At 71.3% G+C, this 19,170-nt stretch carries 18 protein-coding genes; 11 read left to right on the top strand and 7 right to left on the bottom strand.

The genetic code is table 11. From position 1 onward, the window contains the following. The first annotated feature begins 337 nt into the window (after positions 1-337). From ACIRB1_RS02290 to ACIRB1_RS02255, 8 genes are all read left to right on the top strand, one after another. A complete protein-coding gene (locus tag ACIRB1_RS02290) occupies positions 338-1,318 on the top strand; it encodes an amino acid ABC transporter permease (RefSeq protein ID WP_352181203.1) in 981 nt (326 codons plus the stop codon). Beyond that, entirely contained in the window at positions 1,315-2,112 is a 798-nt protein-coding gene (locus ACIRB1_RS02285; RefSeq protein ID WP_352181204.1) for an amino acid ABC transporter ATP-binding protein, read from the top strand. The genes ACIRB1_RS02290 and ACIRB1_RS02285 overlap by 4 nt, the downstream gene beginning before the upstream one ends. 54 nt (positions 2,113-2,166) lie before the next feature. Next, the gene (locus ACIRB1_RS02280; RefSeq protein WP_352181205.1) at positions 2,167-3,192 is read left to right on the top strand and encodes an ABC transporter substrate-binding protein; all 1,026 of its coding nucleotides are present in this window, start codon (positions 2,167-2,169) and stop codon (positions 3,190-3,192) included. Between the two features lie 79 nt (positions 3,193-3,271). After that, positions 3,272-4,036, top strand: a complete 765-nt coding sequence (locus ACIRB1_RS02275) for a GNAT family N-acetyltransferase (RefSeq protein WP_352181206.1) — start codon at positions 3,272-3,274, stop codon at positions 4,034-4,036. A 208-nt stretch (positions 4,037-4,244) separates the two neighbouring features. After that, positions 4,245-5,465 (top strand): LLM class flavin-dependent oxidoreductase, encoded by a 1,221-nt coding sequence (locus ACIRB1_RS02270; RefSeq protein WP_352181207.1) that lies wholly within the window; start codon positions 4,245-4,247, stop codon positions 5,463-5,465. An 18-nt stretch (positions 5,466-5,483) separates the two neighbouring features. After that, the gene (locus ACIRB1_RS02265; RefSeq protein WP_352181208.1) at positions 5,484-6,857 is read left to right on the top strand and encodes an NtaA/DmoA family FMN-dependent monooxygenase; all 1,374 of its coding nucleotides are present in this window, start codon (positions 5,484-5,486) and stop codon (positions 6,855-6,857) included. Beyond that, a complete protein-coding gene (locus ACIRB1_RS02260; RefSeq protein ID WP_352181209.1) occupies positions 6,854-7,933 on the top strand; it encodes an LLM class flavin-dependent oxidoreductase in 1,080 nt (359 codons plus the stop codon). The genes ACIRB1_RS02265 and ACIRB1_RS02260 overlap by 4 nt, the downstream gene beginning before the upstream one ends. Positions 7,934-7,948: 15 nt before the next feature. Next, entirely contained in the window at positions 7,949-9,082 is a 1,134-nt protein-coding gene (locus ACIRB1_RS02255; protein WP_403464275.1) for an LLM class flavin-dependent oxidoreductase, read from the top strand. On the opposite strand, the gene ACIRB1_RS02250 is transcribed toward ACIRB1_RS02255, so the two are convergent. Continuing rightward, positions 9,061-9,435 (bottom strand): hypothetical protein, encoded by a 375-nt coding sequence (locus tag ACIRB1_RS02250; RefSeq protein WP_403464274.1) that lies wholly within the window; start codon positions 9,433-9,435, stop codon positions 9,061-9,063. The two genes, ACIRB1_RS02255 and ACIRB1_RS02250, sit on opposite strands and share 22 nt — an antisense overlap. Before the next feature lie 47 nt (positions 9,436-9,482). On the opposite strand from ACIRB1_RS02250, the gene ACIRB1_RS02245 reads away from it, so the two are divergent. Continuing rightward, positions 9,483-9,932, top strand: coding sequence for a GNAT family N-acetyltransferase (locus ACIRB1_RS02245; RefSeq protein WP_352181212.1), 450 nt, complete (start codon positions 9,483-9,485; stop codon positions 9,930-9,932). Here the strand turns inward: ACIRB1_RS02245 and ACIRB1_RS02240 are convergent. The 5 genes from ACIRB1_RS02240 to ACIRB1_RS02220 form a co-directional block, all read right to left on the bottom strand. After that, positions 9,929-10,993: a phosphotransferase enzyme family protein gene (locus ACIRB1_RS02240; RefSeq protein ID WP_403464273.1), complete on the bottom strand. Its 1,065-nt coding sequence runs from the start codon at positions 10,991-10,993 to the stop codon at positions 9,929-9,931. The genes ACIRB1_RS02245 and ACIRB1_RS02240 overlap by 4 nt on opposite strands. After that, positions 10,990-11,751: an ABC transporter ATP-binding protein gene (locus tag ACIRB1_RS02235; protein WP_352181214.1), complete on the bottom strand. Its 762-nt coding sequence runs from the start codon at positions 11,749-11,751 to the stop codon at positions 10,990-10,992. The genes ACIRB1_RS02240 and ACIRB1_RS02235 overlap by 4 nt, the downstream gene beginning before the upstream one ends. Then, entirely contained in the window at positions 11,748-12,521 is a 774-nt protein-coding gene (locus ACIRB1_RS02230) for an ABC transporter permease (protein ID WP_403464272.1), read from the bottom strand. The genes ACIRB1_RS02235 and ACIRB1_RS02230 overlap by 4 nt, the downstream gene beginning before the upstream one ends. After that, entirely contained in the window at positions 12,518-13,546 is a 1,029-nt protein-coding gene (locus ACIRB1_RS02225) for an ABC transporter substrate-binding protein (protein WP_403464271.1), read from the bottom strand. Before ACIRB1_RS02225 ends, ACIRB1_RS02230 begins: the two co-directional genes overlap by 4 nt. A gap of 129 nt (positions 13,547-13,675) precedes the next feature. Beyond that, entirely contained in the window at positions 13,676-14,596 is a 921-nt protein-coding gene (locus ACIRB1_RS02220) for an ABC transporter substrate-binding protein (RefSeq protein ID WP_352181217.1), read from the bottom strand. Positions 14,597-14,983: 387 nt separating this feature from the next. Here ACIRB1_RS02220 and ACIRB1_RS02215 point away from each other — a divergent pair, with 387 nt between their 5' ends. Further along, complete coding sequence (locus ACIRB1_RS02215) at positions 14,984-15,868, top strand: rhodanese-like domain-containing protein (protein ID WP_352181218.1); 885 nt, start codon at positions 14,984-14,986, stop codon at positions 15,866-15,868. A 145-nt stretch (positions 15,869-16,013) separates the two neighbouring features. On the opposite strand, the gene ACIRB1_RS02210 is transcribed toward ACIRB1_RS02215, so the two are convergent. Further along, positions 16,014-17,111 carry a M12 family metallopeptidase gene (locus ACIRB1_RS02210; protein ID WP_352181219.1) on the bottom strand — a complete coding sequence of 366 codons (1,098 nt, stop codon included), beginning with the start codon at positions 17,109-17,111 and terminating at the stop codon, positions 16,014-16,016. A 97-nt stretch (positions 17,112-17,208) separates the two neighbouring features. Between ACIRB1_RS02210 and ACIRB1_RS02205 the strand changes: the two genes are divergently transcribed. Then, positions 17,209-19,116: a LuxR C-terminal-related transcriptional regulator gene (locus ACIRB1_RS02205; RefSeq protein WP_352181220.1), complete on the top strand. Its 1,908-nt coding sequence runs from the start codon at positions 17,209-17,211 to the stop codon at positions 19,114-19,116. Positions 19,117-19,170: the final 54 nt, after the last annotated feature.

Here is a 19,170-nt window from a genome sequence, read left to right as displayed (position 1 = left end):
TCAATGAGCGCGAGGCCCATCGGGGCCGGAACGGCAACGGTGACGGACATGTACGCAGCTTCGAGGACGGCCACGCGCCGCTCCCACGGCTGCGTACTGCCGTACGCGAACCCGCTCGTCGAGGACCGCGCCGTCGATCTCCTGCGCGTGAACAGCGCACTGTGTACCGCACCGGGCTGTGCCCGCTGTCGAGGCTGACGACTTCGCCCAAGAGTTTTCCAGCTCTTCCCGTTGGTCATTCCAGCCCCCGGTCCGTGCGTCTCTCGCCGTGAGCGTCCATTCCGTCACGCCCAGGTGTCGCGGTCCGGGGAGCTCCCACTCCCGCCGGAGCCCCCTCATGAGTGAACCCCCAGGCACCACCGTGTCCCTGGCCGAGGCGCCGTCCGCCGACGCCCCGTCAAAGACCCTGACGGCACAGCGAGTTCAGCCCCTGCGCCGACCCGGCCGCTGGATCGTCACGCTGGCCGTGCTGGTCGTCGTCGCCCAGTTCGTGCACGGCCTGGCGACCAACTCGTTCTACCAGTGGGACCGCTTCGGCTACTGGTTCCTGCGCCCAACGATCCTCGACGGACTCGTCATCACCCTCCAAGTGGCCGCGCTGAGCGCCGTGCTGGGCCTGGCCGGCGGCATCCTGCTGGCCCTGGCCAGACTCTCCAGGAGCCCGGTGCTGCGCGCCGTGAGCTGGACCTATGTCTGGGCACTGCGCTCGATCCCGCTCATCGTGGTGCTGATCTTCCTCTACAACTTCAGCGCCCTGTACAAGACGCTCAGCATCGGCGTCCCCTTCGGCCCCGCCTTCCTCTCCTTCGACGAGTCCAAGCTCGCCACCGACATGGCCGTCGCCGTCGTCGGACTCAGCCTCAACGAGGCGGCGTACGCGGCCGAAGTGGTCCGCGGCGGCATCCTCTCCGTCGACCAGGGCCAGCACGAGGCGGCCTCCGCGCTCGGCCTGCCCAAGGGCTATCAGTTCCGCCGGATCGTCTTCCCGCAGGCACTGCGCTCCATCACCCCGAACTACGTCAACCAGCTGATCGGCCTGATCAAGAGCACCTCCCTGGTCTTCTACGTCTCGCTGCTGGACCTGTTCGGCTCCGCGCAGACGATGGGCTCCACCTACCCCGGCGACATCGTGCCGCTGCTCCTGGTCGTCACCGTCTGGTACCTGATCCTGACCAGCGTGGTGTCCGTCATCCAGTTCTACGTCGAGCGCCACTACGCCCGCGGCGCCACCCGCTCCCTGCCGCCCACCCCGTTCCAGAAGCTCCGCACCGGCCTCACCGATCTGCGGGCCCGCATCCGTCGGGAGACCGCGATATGACCACGCACACGATCGAACCGCTGACGGAGATCGTCCCGGCCGCCGTGGAGGTGCACGACGTGCACAAGTGGTACGGCGCCCACCGGGTCCTGGACGGCGTCGACCTGACCGTGCGACCCGGCGAGGTCACCGTGATCCTCGGCCCGTCCGGCTCCGGCAAGTCCACCCTGCTGCGGGTCATCAACCACCTGGAAAAGCCGGAGATCGGCTACGTCAGCGTCAACGGCGAACTGATCGGCGTGAAGCAACAGAGCGGTCGGCTCAAGGAGTTGAGCGAGCGGGCCATCCTCGCCCAGCGCAGCAGGATCGGGTTCGTCTTCCAGAACTTCAACCTCTTCCCGCATCTGACCGTCCTCGACAACGTCGCCGCCGCCCCCGTCGCCACCGGCAGGCTCGGCAAGCCCGAAGCCCTGGAACTGGCACGGGAGTTGCTCGGCCGCGTCGGTCTCGCCGAGAAGACGGGCGCCTACCCCCGCCAGCTCTCCGGCGGCCAGCAGCAGCGCGTCGCCATCGCCCGCGCCCTCGCGCTGCGCCCCGGCGTCATCCTCTTCGACGAGCCGACCTCCGCCCTCGACCCCGAACTCGTCGGTGAAGTCCTCTCGGTCATCAAGGACTTGGCGACCAGCGGCACCACCCTCGTCATCGTCACCCACGAGATCGGCTTCGCCCGCGAGGTCGCCGACCGGGTCGTCTTCATCGACGGCGGAAAGATCGTCGAGCAGGGCCCGCCGCACGAGGTCCTCGACAAGCCGCAGCACGAGCGGACCCGCGACTTCCTCAGCAAAGTCCTCTGAACTCCCTTACCAGATCACCCATTTCCGTCCCGAACACCGAACCTAGGAACAGCCATGTCTCCGCTCAGCCTTCGCAGCAGACTCACTCGCGGACTCACCGCGGGAACCGTCCTCGCTTCCCTCGCCGGCGGGCTCGCGGCCTGCGGCGGCGACAGCGACGCGGCCACCACCACCGACAGCGCGGCCGGCACGGTCACCGTGGGCGCGCTCTCCAACGGCGCCGCCAAGGAGGCGACCCTCAAGGTCGCCGAAGTGAAGTCGATCAGCGCCGAGTTGCCCAAGGCGATCGCGAAGAGCGGCAAACTGGAGATCGGCGTCGGCTTCCTCCCGGCCGGCTCCCCGCCGCTCGGCTACGTCGGCTCCGACCAGAAGACGCTCACCGGCTCCGAGGCCGACATCAGCCGTCTCGTCGCCGCCGTCCTCGGTCTCAAGCCGGAGCTGAAGAACTCCACCTGGGAGAACCTCTTCATCGGCCTGGACAGCGGCAAGGTCGACGTCGCCTTCTCCAACGTCACCGACACCGAGGAGCGCAAGGCGAAGTACGAGTTCGCCTCCTACCGCGAGGACAACCTCGGCTTCGCCGTGAAGGCGAGCAACTCCTGGAACTTCGACGGCGATTACGAGAACCTCGCCGGCAAGACCGTCGCCGTGGGCGCCGGCACCAACCAGGAGCGCATCCTCCTGGAGTGGAAGAAGAAGCTGGCCGCCGAAGGCAAGAAGGCGCTCACCGTCAAGTACTTCCAGGACAACAACAGCACCTACCTCGCGCTGGCCTCCGGGAAGATCGACGCCTACCTCGCCCCGAACCCCTCGGTCGCCTACCAGGTCTCCTCCACCAAGGGCACGGCCAAGGCGGTCCGCAACGCGGGCACCTACTCCGGCGCCGGCTCCTCCCTCCAGGGCCTGATCGCGGCCACCGCGAAGAAGAACAGCGGCCTCGCCAAGCCCCTCGCCGACGCCCTCAACTACCTGATCAAGAACGGCCAGTACGCCAAGTGGCTGGCCGCCTGGAACCTCTCCAACGAGGCCGTCGCCAAGTCCGAGGTCAACCCGCCCGGACTGCCGCTGACCGACTCCTGACCGACCCTCTCCGCAAGGGGACCCCGCCGCAGCGCAGCGGGGTCCCCGCCCGTGCGACCAGTACCGGAGCCGTCACCCGATGTCTGCCACCGCCAGTATCGAAACCACCACCTCCACGTCCCACATCCTGGACAACCCGGCATGGGCCGCGCTCACCGGCCCGCACTCCCACTTCGCCGAACGCGTCGGCCGCGCCGCCCGCTACCCCTCCGACGTGGCCGGCTTCCACGCCATCACCGACAACGACGACCCGCGCGCCTGGGCGGACCTCGCCGCGCTCGTCGGCCCCGGCGGCGCAGCCTCCGTGCGCGGGGTGACCGAGGCCCCGGACGGCTGGGAGATCGTCCGCAGCGGAAAGGGCGTCCAACTCGTGGACACCGGGCTGCGGGCCGAGCCCGACCCCGAGGCCGTGCTCCTCGGCGCCGCGGACGTCCCCGAGATCCTCGACCTGGTCGCCCGCACCGAACCCGGCCCCTACCTGCCCCGCACCGTCGAGCTGGGCACCTACCTCGGCATCCGCCACGAGGGCCGCCTCGTCGCCCTGGCCGGGGAACGCCTCCACCCGCCGGGCTGGACCGAGATCAGCGCTGTGTGCACCGACCCCGACCACCGCGGCCGGGGCCTCGCCACCCGCCTCGTCCGCGCCGTCGCCGCAGGCATCAAGGAGCGCGGCGACCACCCCTTCCTGCACGCCGCCGCGAACAACACCCACGCGATCCGGCTCTACGAGTCGATCGGCTTCACCTTGCGCGCCCGCACGCTCTTCTCCCTCATCCGGCGCACGGGTCCGACCGTCTCCGCCGGGTCGCGAGAATCCGCGGCCGATCCGGAAGAAACGGCATAGGCATGCCGTTGCCCCCAATGAAGCCGGAATCCGTGGAGGTGGAGCACATGTGTGGCGCATCCATCCTCGGCGTGCGTCTCACCACGCGGCAGCACATCGACCTGCTGCGCACGGCCGGCGCTCTCTGTCGCCCCTGACTTTCCCCAGCCGCCGTGCGCCCCGTCCCGAGGGCCGGCGATCTCGTACGGATCTCCAGGAAGGCACCCTCGTGTCATCGACCTCCGTTCCTCCCCTGCATCTGGCCGTCGCCCTCGACGGCACCGGCTGGCACCCGGCCTCCTGGCGCGAGCCGGTGGCCCGGCCCCGGGATCTGTTCACCGCCGCCTACTGGGCCGACCAGGCCGCCGAGGCTGAGCGCGGTCTGCTCGACTTCGTCACCTTCGAGGACGGCCTCGGCCTCCAGTCCTCGCACTACGGCGAGCTGGACGGCCGCACCGACCAGGTCCGCGGACGCCTCGACGCCGTCCTCATCGCGGCCCGTATCGCGCCCCTCACCAGCCACATAGGACTGGTCCCGACGGTGGTGTCCACGCACACAGAGCCGTTCCACATATCCAAGGCGATCGCCACCCTCGACTACGTCAGCACCGGCCGCGCGGGCCTGCGCGTGCAGCTCTCCGCCCGCCCGCACGAGGCCGACCACTTCGGCCGCCGCACGTTCCCGCCGATCAGCCTGGAGAGCCTCAGGACCGAGGCCGGACAGGAGCGGCTGGCCGAGCACTTCGACGAGGCCGCCGACTACGTCGAGGTCGTGCGCCGCCTCTGGGACAGCTGGGAGGACGACGCCGAGATCCGGGACGTCGCCACCGGCCGCTTCGTGGACCGGGACAAGCTCCACTACATCGACTTCGAGGGCCGGCACTTCAGCGTCAAGGGCCCTTCCATCACGCCCCGGCCGCCGCAGGGCCAGCCGATCGTCAGCTCCCTGGCCCACCAGACGATCCCGTACCGGCTGGTGGCCCGCGCCACCGACATCGGCTATGTCACCCCGCGGGACACCGACGACGCCCGCGCGATCGTCGCCGAGATCCGCGCGGAGCAGCAGACCGCGGGCCGCGCCTCCGAACTCCTGCACATCTTCGGCGACTTGGTGGTCTTCCTCGACGACGACGAGGCCACGGCGGTGGCCCGCCGCGAACGCCTCGACGCCCTCGCGGGGGAGCCGTACACCAGCGACGCCCGCATCTTCGCCGGGACGGCCGCCCAACTCGCCGATCTGCTCCAGGAGTTGCAGGCGGCAGGCCTGAGCGGCTTCCGGCTGCGGCCCGCCGTCGCCGGGCACGACCTCCCGGCGATCACGCGGAAGCTGGTTCCCGAGCTCCAGCGCCGGGGCGCCTTCCGCCAGGCCTACGAGGCCGACACCCTGCGCGGACTGCTGGGGCTCGCCCGCCCCGCCAACCGCTACGCCGCTGCCGCAGCCACCGCCTGAGCCGGAGGACCGTACGCCATGAGCAAGCCCCTGAAGCAGATCCACCTGGCCGCCCACTTCCCCGGCGTCAACAACACCACCGTGTGGAGCGACCCCGCGGCCGGCAGCCACATCGAGTTCAGCTCCTTCGCGCACTTCGCGCGGACCGCCGAGCGCGCCAAGTTCGACTTCCTCTTCCTCGCCGAGGGCCTCCGGCTGCGCGAACAGGGCGGAAAGATCTACGACTTGGACGTGGTCGGCCGCCCCGACACCTTCACGGTGCTCGCCGCGCTCGCCGCCGTCACCGAACACCTCGGCCTGACCGGCACCATCAACTCCACGTTCAACGAGCCCTACGAGGTGGCCCGCCAGTTCGCCAGCCTCGACCATCTCTCCGGCGGTCGCGCGGCGTGGAACGTCGTCACCTCCTGGGACGCGTTCACCGGCGAGAACTTCCGGCGCGGCGGCTTCCTGCCGCAGGACGAGCGCTACTCCCGGGCCAAGGAGTTCCTGGCCACCACCCAGGAACTCTTCGACTCCTGGCACGGCGACGAGATCGTCGCCGACCAGGCGACCGGTACCTTCCTGAGCGACGCCAAGGCCGGCGCCTTCGTCCACCAGGGCCGGCACTTCGACATCCAGGGCCAGTTCAACGTCCCGCGCTCCCCGCAGGGCCGCCCGGTGATCTTCCAGGCGGGCGACTCCGACGAGGGCCGCGAGTTCGCCGCGTCCAGCGCGGACGCCATCTTCAGCCGGTACAGCACCCTCGACCAGGGGCAGGCGTTCTACACCGACGTCAAGTCCCGCCTCGCCAAGTACGGCCGCAGGCCGGACCAGTTGCTCATCCTCCCGGCCGCGACCTTCGTCCTCGGCGACACCGACGCCGAGGCCGAGGACCTCGCGAAGGAGGTGCGCCGCCAGCAGGTCAGCGGCGCCACGGCCATCAAGCACCTGGAGTTCGTCTGGAACCGGGACCTGTCGTCCTACGACCCGGACGGCCCGCTGCCCGAGATCGACCCGGACGTCAGCGACAACCACATCTCCAAGGGCCGGGCCCAAGTCCGCATGTACCGCGACCCGTTGGCGACCGCCCGCGAGTGGCGTGAGCTGGCGGAGGCGAACGGCTGGTCCATCCGCGACCTGGTCATCGAGACCGGCAACCGGCAGGCCTTCATCGGCTCCCCGTCCACCGTCGCCAAAACCATCAACGACTTCGTGCAGGCCGATGCCAGCGACGGCTTCATCCTCGTCCCGCACATCACCCCGACCGGCCTCGACCCGTTCGCTGACAAGGTCGTCCCGCTCCTCCAGGAACAGGGCGTCTTCCGCACCGAGTACGAGGGCCCGACCCTGCGCGACCACCTCGGCCTGGCGCACCCCGACGACGTGCGCGAGGAACGGGCGGCCTCGTGAGGTTCCTCGCGATCACCCTCATCGTCCACCGCCCCGACCCGGTCACCGGCGTCCGGAAGCCGACGCACGAACGCTTCCGCGAAGTCCTCGACAACGCCCTGCTGGCCGAGGAGTTGGGCTTCGACGGGTTCGGCGTGGGGGAGCGGCACGAACGGCCCTTCATCTCCTCCTCGCCGACGGTGGTCCTCAGTCACATCGCCGCGCTGACCCGCCGCATCCGCCTCTTCACGGCCGTCACCACGCTGAGTCTGCTGGACCCCGTCCGGGCCTACGAGGACTACGCCACGCTCGACCATCTCTCCGGCGGACGCCTCGACCTGATCATCGGCAAGGGCAACGGCACGGCCCAGCGTGAGCTGTTCCACGTCACGCCCGAGGACCAGTGGGAGCGCAACGCCGAGAGCTACGAGGTGTTCCGGCGGCTCTGGCGCCAGGACAAGGTGACGGCGAAGACCCGCTTCCGCCCCGAACTCAAGGACGCGGAGGTGTGGCCGCGGCCGTACCAGCAGCCCGTCCGCGTCTGGCACGGCAGCGCGACGAGCAGGGAGAGCGTCGACCTCGCCGCCCGCTACGGCGACCCGCTGTTCTCCGCGAACGTGACCAACCCCATCGAGCCGTATGCCGAGTTGATCCGTTACTACCGTGAGCGCTGGGAGCACTACGGCCACGACCCGGCCGACATCGCGGTCGGCGCGGGCACGGCGGGGCTCTACGTCGCGCCCACCACCCAGGAGGCGCTGGCCGCCTACCGGCCCGTCTTCGAGAGCAACCTCGCCTTCCAGAAACAGGTGGGCCTGCCCGTCGTCTTCGAGACCCTGGAGGACTACGTCGAGCGCAGCTCCGCGCTCATCGGCAGCCCGCAGCAGGTCATCGACAAGGTGCACCGCTACCACGAGGAGTTCGGGCACACCGTGCTCCATCTCCACGCGGACGCCGGCGGGTTGACGGATCATCAGCACCGGGCGTCACTCGAACTCTTCCAGTCGGCGGTGACTCCCGTGCTGCGCAAGGACATCCCGGACCCGCCGTTCGAGTGGGGACCGGTCCTGCCCCGGCCCGTACCGGCCGGCCACTGAGGAATGAGCGAGCCCATGTCCATCCCCCTCGGCGTCCTCGACCTGGTACCGATCTCCTCCGGCTCCACCGCGCCCGAGGCCCTGCGCAACTCCATCGAACTCGCGCGCAGGGCCGAGGAGTTCGGATACGCCCGCTACTGGTTCGCCGAGCACCACCTCAACCCGGGCGTCGCGGGCACGTCGCCCGCGGTCGTCCTGGCGCTGACGGCCGCCGCGACCTCCACGATCCGGCTCGGCTCCGGCGCCGTACAGCTCGGTCACCGCACCGCGCTGTCCACGGTCGAGGAGTTCGGCCTGATCGACGCGCTGCACCCCGGGCGCTTCGACCTGGGCCTCGGCCGCTCCGGCGGCCGTCCCTCGCCGCCGCTCCCGGGGGCGACCCCGGTCGTCGACGGCCGGGCCCCCAACGGCCTGCGCATCCCGCCCCGTTTCTCCTTCGAACGCCTCCTCGGCTCACCGAGGATCGCCCTTCAGCGCAAACTGCTCCTGCTGCCCGGTGCCACGTCCCAGGACTACGCCGAGCAGATCGACGACGTCCTCGCCCTGCTGGCCGGCACCTACCGCTCACCGGAGGGCGTCGAGGCCCACGTCGTACCGGGCGAGGGTGCCGACGTCCAGGTGTGGATCCTGGGCAGCAGCGGAGGCACGAGCGCCGAGGTCGCGGGCCGCAACGGCCTTCGCTTCGCGGCGAATTACCACGTCAGCCCGGCCACCGTCCTTGAGGCGGCGGACGGTTACCGCGCCGCGTTCCAGCCGTCCGGCGTCCTCGACGAGCCGTACGTCAGCGTCTCGGCCGACATCGTCGTGGCCGAGGACGACGAGACGGCCCGCGAACTCGCCACCGGCTACGGCCTGTGGGTGCGCTCCATCCGCACGGCCGAGGGCGCCATCCAGTTCCCCACCCCGGACGAGGCCCGCGCCCACGTCTGGACCGACGAGGACCGCGCGCTGGTCCAGGACCGCGTGGACACCCAGTTCGTCGGCTCACCCACCCGAGTCGCCGACCACCTCGAACAACTCCAAGAGGCCACCGGCGCCGACGAGTTGCTCCTCACCACCATCACCCACGACCACAAGGACCGAGTCCGCTCCTACGAACTCCTGGCCCGGGAATGGCACCGCCGGGGTCACTCCTTCCAGTCGAGCTGATGCTCGGGGGTCCCCACCGCCCGCCCGTACGCCACGGCTTCGGCGCGGCCCGCTGCGTCGCCGCGCCGATACCGGAACACCTTTCCCGCGAACACGACCACCCGCTCGTCCCCGACCGTGAAGTCCGCGTACCAGCCGAGGTCGGGCTCCAAAGCATCGGCGAGCGCCTCCGCGATCGGACCGGCCGCGTCCTCGTCCTCGGCCTCCCACTCGACGAGCGTCCAGAGGGCCGGCTGGCCCGCGGTGGCGATGCCGGACACGTCGGTCCGCTCGACCTTGCGGATGCGCAGGCCGTGCGGCGCGAACACGGCGCCGGGGCGCAGGCTTTCACCGAGCACGTAACCCGTGATCATGTCCCGTCTCCTCTTCGAGTACTGGGGTCTCTGCCATGATCGATGTCATGGCCGTCCGTATCGTCCCCGCCGATGTCACCGACCTCCACCAGATCCTGAGGGACCACCCCCGCTACTGGGGAGACCGTGACCTGCGTGCGCTTCATCTCTCCGCGATGGTGCGGGAGTTCGGGGCCACCTGTCTGGTCGCTCGGGACGGGGACGGGATTCGCGGATACATCTTCGGGTTCGTCACGCCGGATCGGCTCGGGTATGTGCATCTGGTGGCGACCCGGGACGACGCGCGCGGTATCGGGCTCGGGCGGAGGCTCTACGGGGCGTTCATCGAGGCTGCCGGGCGGCAGGGGGCCGTTCGTCTCAAGGCGATCACCTCGGTCACCAATGAGGGGTCGATCGCCTTTCATCGGTCGCTCGGGTTCGACGCGCGGGTGGTCGAGGACTACGACGGGGCGGGCGTGCCCCGGGTCGTCTTCACCCGTGAGCTGTCGGTCGGTTAGCGCCGCACCAGGTCCAGCAGACGGCGTCCGCTCTCCCCGGAGAACCATTCCGCGTGCCCCACGTAGTACTCGTACGCCAGACGGGTGTTCTCCGTCGAGCGGGTGACGCCGTGGAAGTAGCCCAGTTCGGAGAGGGCGAACTCGGCGTGGACCAGGGGGAGCAGGGCCGGGAGCGCCTTCGACTCGGCCGGGGTGAGCGGGCGTACCGACTGATAGCCCTCCAGGAGTGCGACGGCGTCGGCGTCGCGGACCGGGAACCCGGGCCGGAGCCACTGGACCGTGTTGCGTTCGAGGGCAGTGGCCAGGTCGTGGACGGCGGTCGTGCGGTCGCTCATGCCGAAATCCAGGGCCGTCGCCACCGAACCGTCCTTGTTCCAGAGGAGGTTCGAGGCGTGCCAGTCGTTGTGGGTCCAGAGGGGGGTGAGGCCCGGGAGGTGGGGGGCCAGACGCTCATGGAGGGGGAGTAGGACGCGGTGCGTGTCCTCCCGCCACGGGAAGTCCGCCAGCCCCTTCGCCAGTTGGGGGCGTTCGTCGACGTAGCGCTCCAGCGCTGTCCGGGGGTCCGGGGACGCGAACACGGTGAACGACGCCACCAGCGGCTGCACTTGGCGGCGCGGTGCGTCGAAGCCCTCCGCCGCCAGGTGCAGACGGGCCAGCGCCTCGCCGGCGGCCCGCGCGTGGGCCGGGGAGCGGAACGGGGACCAGGACAGGGCGTCGCGGTAGAGGTCGATGCCGGCTCCGGCCGAGTGGACCTCGTACGTCCACTCGCCGCGCGTCGCCAGGTCCAGCACCTCGACGACCGGGGCGCCGCGCAGCCGCAGGTGTCGTAGGAAGGAGTGTTCCTCGGTCAGGCCCTCCGGGGTGCGGACGGAGGTGTGGTGGCGTTTCACGAAGAGGCGGCGGTCGGACCGCTCCACGACGGCCGCCGCCGACAGGGGGCGCGGGCTGCGCCACACCACGCGGGCCGGGCCCACGATGTCGGTGACCTCGGCGTCGGTCAGGGGCGGCCAGTCGGGTTCGACCGGGTCGGTGCCGAGGCCGTGGGCGAGGAGTGAACTCATGCTGTCCGCACCGCCGTTGTACCGCGCAGGGCGTCCAGGACGCGGCGTTCGGTCGACGCGAAGTCCGGGTTCGTGAAGTCGTCGGCGCCGCGCGGGCGGGCCAGCGGGACCTCGACGCGGTCGACGATCGTGGCCGGGCGCGGGGACAGGACATGGACCGTGTCCGCGAGCAGGACCGCCTCGCGGATGTCATGGGTGACCAGGACGACCGTCCAGCGATGGCGCTGCCACATGCCGGCCAGCCACAGCTGCATCTCGGTCCGGGTGAGGGAGTCCAGCGCGCCGAACGGCTCGTCCAGCAGGAGGACGGGCCGCTCCAGCACCACCGTACGGAGCAGGGCCGCTCGTTGCCGCATACCGCCGCTGAGCTGCGACGGGTACGCCTTCTGGAAGCCGTCGAGGCCGAAGTCCGGGAAGAGGGCGTCGGCCCGGCGCCGCGCCTCCTTCTTCCCGACTCCCCGCGCCTCAAGGCCCAGTGCCGTGTTGTCGAGCACGGTCCGCCACGGGAACAGCAGGTCCTTCTGCGGCATGTACGCCACCTTGCCGGACTCCACCCCGGCCGGTTCGCCCTCCACCAGGACCCGGCCCGACGTGGGGCGGTCCAGGCCGGAGACCAGGTTGAAGAGGGTGCTCTTGCCGCTGCCGCTCGGGCCGATCACGGCAGCGAACTCGCCGGGTTCCACAGCGAGTTCGAGGTCGCGCAGGACCTCAAGCGGGCCGAAGGACTTGCCGACGCCCTCGATACGGAGACCGCTCATGACGCCTTGTCCTCCTTCGACGCCCGCTCCCACGGCAGGACCAGCCGTTGCAGCAGATAGGTCGCCCCGAACAGGGCGATGCCCAGCGCGGCCGTCACCGCGACCGCCGCGAACACCAAGTCGGTGCGGAACGCGCTCTTCTGGGCCTGCATATAGATCCCGAGGCCCGCCTCCGCGCCCGCGTACTCGGCGAACATGGCGCCGACGACGGCGTAGGTGATGCTCACGCGCAGCCCGGCGAAGAAGTACGGCATCGCGCTCGGCACCCGGACCAGGCGGAACGTCCGCAGGCGGCCCGCGCCCAGCGAGCGCAGCAGCCGCATCGCCTCACGGTCGGTCGCCGCGAAGCCGGCCGCGAGGTTCGCGGCGAGCGGGAAGAACGTGGTCAGCGTCACCACCAGCATCTTCGGCAGCAGCCCGAAGCCGAACCAGATGATCAGCAGCGGTGCCACGGCCACGATCGGGATCGTCTGCGAGGCGACCAGCAGCGGGTACAGGCCCCGGCGGGCCGCCGAGGAGAAGTCGAGGAGCACGGCCACCAGCCAGGCCGCCGCGAACGACAGCGCGAAGCCGAGCAGCGTCTCCTGGAGGGTGGGGAGCGTCTGGTCCCACAGGTCCTGGCGGTTCAGCCAGCCCTGCTCCACGACCCGGGCGGGCGAGGGAAGCATCGTGGGATCGACGCCGGCGGCGGTGACGTACAGCTGCCAGCCGCCGAGGACCACGGTCAGCACGAGGAGCGGCGGCCACAACGACCGCAGGAGAGGTCTCACTTGGCGTCCGGAAGATACGCGTTGGTGAAGAACGTCGACGCCTTCGGGGTGGCCGTCAGCTTCTTGCCGTTCGCGTCGACAAGCAGCCCCGCCGTGTACTCGAAGTCCGCGAAGGCCTGCCAGCGCGCGGCGCTCTGCGTGCCGATGGAACCGTCCGCGCCCTTGTAGTACTCCTTGGCGAGCAGTCGCTCGCTCTCCTTCACCAGCTCGGTGTTGGTGAGCACGCTCCTGTTGGCGGTGATGAGCAAGTCGGCTGCCTGGTCAGGGTGTTCGGCGGCGTAGCGGTAGCCCTTGTCGACGGCGGTCAGGAATTTCCGCGCGACCTCGGGGTTCTTCCTGAGGAATTGGTCCGAGGACGCGATGAGCGTCGAGTAGATCGCGGGGAAGCCGTAGTCGGACAGCTGGAAGTTCTTGAGCGACTTGCCCTTCAGCTTCGCTTCCAGGCCCTCCCAGGTCGGCATCGGCATCGCGAAGTCCGCCTGGCCCGCGTAAAGCGCCGCGTACGCCGAGGTGTTGAGGGTGACCTGCTTGAACTCGCCCTTGCCGCCCGCGTTCTGGATCACCCTCCGCAGCAGCGGCTTCTCGTACGGCGCGCCGAAACCGGCGTACGTCTTGCCGTCGAGGTCCTTCGGCGAGGTGATGTCGTGCCGGTCGGCGCGCACCGCGATCGTCACGTCGGTCTTCTGCGTCACCGCGTAGACGGAGGTGATGTCCTGTCCGGCCGCACGGGCGGTGGTGACACCCTCCTGGTACGAAATGCCGAAGTCCGCCTTGTGGTTGGCGATCAGCGTCTCGGGTGCGGTCGAGCCGTACGGCAGGATCTTGACGTTGATCCCGGCGGCTTTGAACCAGCCCTTGGCCTGGGCGACGTAGATGCCGGTGTGGTTGGTGTTGGGCGTCCAGTCCAGGGCGAGGGTGACGGTCGTGGTGCCGTCCTTCGTGGCGGCCGTGGAGTCGGCGGAGCAGCCGGTGACCGCGAGGAGCGCGGTCGCGGCCATGGCGGACAGGGCGGTTCGGCGATGCATGTCGGGTCCTTCGAGGGGTGGGAGGGCTGGCGGGTCGGTCCGGTCACGGCCGACACAGCGCGCTGCCCACCCGCATGAAGTCGACGGCGAGCCGCCGGGTCAGCGACCTCGCCTGGCAGGCCAGGGTTCTCATGTGGCCACGTCCAGCAGGCCGTTGGTGAACGACCGCGCCCAGTCGCGGTCGTCCGGGATCGCGCCGTTCTCCGCGAGCCAGTGCGCGTACGGGCCCATCCGGCTCTCGTCGATGACCCCCCAGCGGCCGTCCGGGTCCGTCCAGGTGGGCGCGATGAGGGCGAGGGAGCGGGCGATCAGCGGGCGCGGGAAGTACGGGATGACCCGCTCCAGCAACTCCAGCGTGGCGTCCGGCTCCTGGGCGGCGGCCGTGTAGCCGCGTGCGGTGACGGCGAGGAAGTCCCGTACGAGAGACGGGCGTTGGGCGAGCAGGTCCTCGTTCGTGCCGAGCAGGTAGCTGTGGTAGCGCGGAGCGCCGATCTCGTCGACCGGCCAGGTGAGGCGTTGCTCCTCGGGCAGATCGCCGCGCAGGGCGTCCCAGGACCAGTAGTTGCCGAAGGTCGCGTCCGCCTCGCCCGCCACGATGTCGTCGACGGTCAGCTCCCGGCTGCCCGCGTCCACGCCGATCACGGCGTCCGGGTCGCCGCCGTCGGCCGCCACCAGGTGACGCACCATGGCCCGGCCGCGCGGAGTGGGGTTGAAGGCGATGCGGCGGCCCGCCAGGTCGCGGGGGCGGGTGATGCCGGTCGACGTGGTGGTCTGGATCGCCTCCAGGCCCCGGTGGTTGATCGCGGACACGGCGATCAGCGGCTGGCCGTGCTCCGCGCGCCGGGTCAGCAGCCGGTTCGGCGGGAAGATCCCGAAGTCCACCTCGCCCCGGGCCAGGTACTCCAGCGTGTCTCCTCGTCCCGGATCCTGGACCACCAGCTCGACATCCAGACCGGCCTCCTCGTACCAGCGGCGGGCACGGGCGACGTACAGACCGGCTGAATTCGGCCACGGATGGAAATAGTCCAGCATGACCCGTATGTGCGGCATGGGGGTGCTCCGGGAGGTGCGCAGGCGTGACGGCGCCTGAAGGGAGAGGGGGAGGGGGTGCGCGGCGGCGGTGGATCAGAGCGTGCGACAACAACAGGAGCGGCGCGCACGGGTGTTGATCACCGGATGCTGAGGCTCGACTGCTGCGGACACGTGAACTCCTACGCGGGCGCTGAGGCGCGAGTGGTGCGGTCGGCGTCCCCATGGGGGCCGGACTCTCGACGAGCCGGTCCCAGACGCCCTCTCAGCCCAACCGGGTAGGGGCTCCCGCGTAGATGGCCGAACGATAACCGCACCACCCGGATTCTGTGCAAGCGGGGTCCGGAATCCGAGATGGCCATGCCCGAGCCGTGAGACGCCCAGGTTGCGGGCGTACGATCGCCCGCCATGACCACCTCCCTGCTGCCCGGCCCCCTGGTCGACGACACCTGGCTCGCCGCCCACCTCGACGACCCCCGCTTGGTCGTCCTCGACGCCACCGCGCTGCTGCCCTCACCCCGCGAGGACGGCGACTACCGCTCCGCGAGCGGGCGCGAGGCGTGGGCGCGGCGGCACCTGCCCGGCTCGCGACACGCCGACCTGACCGGCGATCTCTCCGACCACGGGGCGTCGTACCACTTCGCCGTGCCCACCCCCGAGGACCTTGCCGCCGCGCTGGCCCGACTGGGCGTGGGGGAGGGCGGCGAGGTCGTCTCCTACGACAGCGGCGGCGGCATCTGGGCGGCACGGCTGTGGTGGATGCTCCGGGCGATCGGTGTACCGGCCGCGGTCCTGGACGGCGGTCTCGAAGCGTGGGTATCGGCGGGCCGCCCGCTGGCCTCCGGGGACGACGTCGACCCGGTTCCGGAAGTCCGGCCCGTGACGCCCGTCGTACGCCCGGATCTGTGGTCCGGCATCGAGGACGTGGCCGCGATCAGCCGCGGCGAGCGCTCCGGCACCCTCGTGTGTGCCCTCCCCACCGGCGGCTACGACGGGTCCGCGCCCACGCGCTACAGCCGCCGCGGCCACATCCCCGGGAGCCGCAGCCTTCCGGGCCGCTCTCTCCTCGACGAGTCCGGCCACGTGCTGCCCGCCGAGGAGCTGGCGGCACGGGTCGGCGCGGTCCTCCGCACCGACGACTCGCCGGTCGTCCTCTACTGCGGCGGAGGCATCTCGGCGGCCGGCGCGGCACTCGCGCTCACCCTGTTGGGCCGTACGGACGTGTCCGTGTACGACGGTTCACTGGAGGAGTGGTCCAAGGACCCCGCCCGGCCGATGGAGTCGGGCGACTAGCGCACAACTCGCGTGAGCGCGGGCCGGGTTGGACATGGCGAGTGGCCGGAGCTCGTATCCCTCCCCCGAAGGCTACGAACTCCGGCCGCTTCCCCCGGCGCCGGACTTGTGGTCCGTCCGCCCGCATGCGGCTGTACCCATGCTGTTACCAGCACATCACCGCGGTTTCCCCCGAACCCCACGTGGAGTACAGACGCACACGGACGAAGTAGCGGCGGCCCTTGACGAGCCTGACCTTGAGTGTGGCGTTGTGCGGCGTGCCCCCGTCGTCCTGCCCGGCGAGGAAACGCGGTTCGCCGTCCCGTTCCTCGAAGACCACGACGACCGTGTCGCTGTCCCCGAAGGAGCCGACCGCGTACTCGCGTGTCTGTGTCGGCTCGATCGCGAAGTCGGCCTGCTCACCCGGACCCAGGCGCAGCGGCGCCGACCGGAACGGCACCAGTCCGGCCGGCCGGGGAGGGCCGACGGGCGGGTACCAGCGCAGGACGAACTCCTTGTCGCGGGGGGAGAGGCTGCCGTGCGGGTGCAGGCCCGTGCGGTACTCCTCCGGCTCCAGGATCAGTCCCGGCGCGAACGGGTACTCCATGATCGACTGCGGGTCCCAGACGGAGCCGTTGACCTCGTCCGGGTCGAGCTTGCGCAGGACGTTGAAGCGTGTCCTGTCCCGGCTCCAGAAGTTCGGCGGGCCCGCCAGCTCGGCGTAGACGGCCTCGTCGTCCCAGTGGATGCCGGCGAACGGGCTCTGGTGCTCGTGCAGCATGCCCAGGGCGTGCCCGATCTCGTGCAGGGCCGTACCGCGCTGTCCCGGTGCGGTCAGGTCCCAGCCGAAGTTCATGGTGCGGTCGGACAGACCGACCGTGAGCGCGTCCCGGCCCACCGCCGACCAGGAGCCGTCACCGGGCTGGAACCCGATGCGCAGCTCCGCCTCCGAACGGTCCCCGACCTCCGCGAAGTCGACGCCGATCCCGAGTCCCCGCCACTCGCGGAAGCACTCGCGTACGACGTCCTGCTGCTCCTTGGCACCGGCCCACGGAACCCGCCGCCGCTCGCCGGTCCCGGGGACCGGGATGACGGACGTGTCGGTGGCCGCCGCGTTGTCGGCGTCGAAGAAGTAGTAGTGCAGGACCGTCCCGTTGACCCACATGCGGCTTCCGCCGATGAGCGCACCGCGCCGCTCGGCGGCCAGTCCCGGTGTGAACTCCGGGGCCGGCTGCTGCGCGAGGGAGCAGTAGCGGGTGGTCATGCGACCAGATTGCCGTCGACCGTTCCCGGGCGCCTGAGTCGAGGGCTACTCAAGTCACCCTGTATCAGGGCTGAGTAGCCGGACTCATATCTGCGTGATGACTTTCGAACAGGACGCGAAGACCCTGGAACTGCCCTGGCCGTTCACCGGGCGGCAGGACGAACTGGAGCTGGTCAGGGGTTCGTTGACGGCCGGACGGCACGGCATCGTGGTGACCGGTCCGGCCGGCCGGGGCAAGACCCGGCTCGTGACCGAGGCCGTCCGGGGCGGCGACTGTGCCAAGGTCACCGGGACCCCCGAGACCCGCGGGCTGCCCTTCGCCGCGTTCGCGCACCTGCTCCCCGAAAGTGTCTCCCTGCACCGTGCGGTCCAACTCCTTTCCGGCGTACGGCTGTTGGTCGTGGACGACGCGCATCTCCTCGACGACTCCTCGGCCGCGCTCGTGCACCAGCTCGCCGTGCACTCCCGGACCCGCCTGGTGGTCGTGGTGGCCGACGGCGAGCCCGTGCCCGGCGCCGTATCACGCCTGTGGACAGGGGAGTTGCTGCCGCGCCTCGCGCTGGAGCCGCTGCCCCGCGAGGAGACGGCCCAGTTGCTGGCGGCGGGTGCGGGCGGCCCGCTGGACGCCCTCACCGTGAACCGGCTCGACCGCCTCTGCCAGGGTGATCTGCGGCTGCTGCGCGCCCTGTTCGGCGCGGTGCGCGAGCGCGGGCTGCTCACCCGGGCCACGGACTCCGGCGAATGGGCGTGGCACGGCCCGGTGCCGGTCACCGCGACGGTCCGCGAGCGCACCGCGCGGGTCCTCGACCACACCGGCCCCGAGGAGCGCGAGATCCTCGAACGCCTCGCGTTCGCCGAGCCGTTGGCGTCCTCGCCGGACGGTTTCGACCTCGACGTCCTCGAACGCCTGGAGACCGAGGCACTGGTCCACGTCGACGACCAGGGCGGAGTCCGCCTCAGCCACCCGCTGCACGGTCCCGCGCTGCGCGCCGCCGCCGGGCGGCTCCGGGCCCGGCGGCTGGCCCGCACCCCGGACCAGTGCGCCCCGGCCCTCGCGGCCGAACGGGCCGCGCTGACCGACCGCATCGAGCGGACCGACGTACGCCCGGTGCCGACGCCCGTGGGGGAGTGGCTGGTCGCGGAGGGCGCACCGGTTCCGGCCGGGTATGCGGCCGTCCGCGCCCGCTTCGCGCGGCTGCGGGGCGAGCTGCGCGAGGCGGCGGCCTGGGCGCGCGAAGGACTGCGGGAGGCCGCGGGCAACCGGGCCTGCGCGGCCGAACTCGCCCTGGCCGCCGCCCAGTCCGGTGACGTACCGGCCGCCGACGAGGCGCTGACCGGCCCCGCGTCCGACGACGCGGGCGGCTGGCTCGCGGCGGCCCGCGGCGACGTGGAGTCGGCGCGCGCGACCGTGGCCGAGGCGCTGGCACCGAGCCGGCGCGGGGACGCCGAGGAACTCCGCGCAGCCGCCGTCGAGGACGGCAGGCCCGCCGCCTACGTCCTCTACGACGCCGTGCGCCTCGGCGCTCCCGAGCGCGTCGCGGGCCGCCTCGCCCGGCTGCCCGGCGACGGACCGGCCGTCCTCGCCCGGCACGCGGAGGCGCTGGTCGACGGCGACGGACCCGCACTGGACCGGGTGGCAGGGGAGCTGGAGCAGCGCGGCTTCCTGCTGTTCGCCGCCGAGGCACACGCCCAGGCCGTCCGCGCCCACCGCGACCCGCGCGCCGCCCGCATGTCCCGCACCCGCGCGGTCGCCCTCGCCCGCCGCTGCCAGGGCGCCCGCACCCCGGCCCTGTCCGGCCTGGTCCTCGGCGAACTCACCGCCCGCCAGCGCCAGATCGTCACCCTCGCCGCCGCGGGCCTCAGCAACCGCCAGATCGCCGACCGCCTCACCCTCTCCGTCCGCACGGTCGGCAACCACCTCTACAGCGCCTACGCCCGCCTCGGCGCGAGCGACCGCGGCGCACTGCCCTGGCTGGTGGAACTGCCAGCGGCACAGTCGGCGTGAGCGGGATGCGACCGGGGCGGATGCGCGCCGCTGCTCACGCCGTGCACGGGCCGG

This window comes from Streptomyces sp. NPDC096013, from assembly GCF_044763565.1.
In the GTDB taxonomy this organism is placed as follows: domain Bacteria; phylum Actinomycetota; class Actinomycetes; order Streptomycetales; family Streptomycetaceae; genus Streptomyces.
This window is presented reverse-complemented; position numbering and strand designations above follow the sequence as displayed.

Excerpts from the sequence above, each read along its gene's own strand:
- ACIRB1_RS02290 (WP_352181203.1), top strand. The coding sequence starts at position 338 with ATGAGTGAACCCCCAGGCACCACCGTGTCCCTGGCCGAGGCGCCGTCC.
- ACIRB1_RS02285 (WP_352181204.1), top strand. The coding sequence starts at position 1,315 with ATGACCACGCACACGATCGAACCGCTGACGGAGATCGTCCCGGCCGCC.
- ACIRB1_RS02280 (WP_352181205.1), top strand. The coding sequence starts at position 2,167 with ATGTCTCCGCTCAGCCTTCGCAGCAGACTCACTCGCGGACTCACCGCG.
- ACIRB1_RS02275 (WP_352181206.1), top strand. The coding sequence starts at position 3,272 with ATGTCTGCCACCGCCAGTATCGAAACCACCACCTCCACGTCCCACATC.
- ACIRB1_RS02265 (WP_352181208.1), top strand. The coding sequence starts at position 5,484 with ATGAGCAAGCCCCTGAAGCAGATCCACCTGGCCGCCCACTTCCCCGGC.
- ACIRB1_RS02255 (WP_403464275.1), top strand. The coding sequence starts at position 7,949 with ATGTCCATCCCCCTCGGCGTCCTCGACCTGGTACCGATCTCCTCCGGC.
- ACIRB1_RS02250 (WP_403464274.1), bottom strand. The coding sequence starts at position 9,435 with ATGATCACGGGTTACGTGCTCGGTGAAAGCCTGCGCCCCGGCGCCGTG.
- ACIRB1_RS02245 (WP_352181212.1), top strand. The coding sequence starts at position 9,483 with ATGGCCGTCCGTATCGTCCCCGCCGATGTCACCGACCTCCACCAGATC.
- ACIRB1_RS02240 (WP_403464273.1), bottom strand. The coding sequence starts at position 10,993 with ATGAGTTCACTCCTCGCCCACGGCCTCGGCACCGACCCGGTCGAACCC.
- ACIRB1_RS02235 (WP_352181214.1), bottom strand. The coding sequence starts at position 11,751 with ATGAGCGGTCTCCGTATCGAGGGCGTCGGCAAGTCCTTCGGCCCGCTT.
- ACIRB1_RS02225 (WP_403464271.1), bottom strand. The coding sequence starts at position 13,546 with ATGCATCGCCGAACCGCCCTGTCCGCCATGGCCGCGACCGCGCTCCTC.
- ACIRB1_RS02220 (WP_352181217.1), bottom strand. The coding sequence starts at position 14,596 with ATGCCGCACATACGGGTCATGCTGGACTATTTCCATCCGTGGCCGAAT.
- ACIRB1_RS02215 (WP_352181218.1), top strand. The coding sequence starts at position 14,984 with ATGACCACCTCCCTGCTGCCCGGCCCCCTGGTCGACGACACCTGGCTC.
- ACIRB1_RS02210 (WP_352181219.1), bottom strand. The coding sequence starts at position 17,111 with ATGACCACCCGCTACTGCTCCCTCGCGCAGCAGCCGGCCCCGGAGTTC.
- ACIRB1_RS02205 (WP_352181220.1), top strand. The coding sequence starts at position 17,209 with ATGACTTTCGAACAGGACGCGAAGACCCTGGAACTGCCCTGGCCGTTC.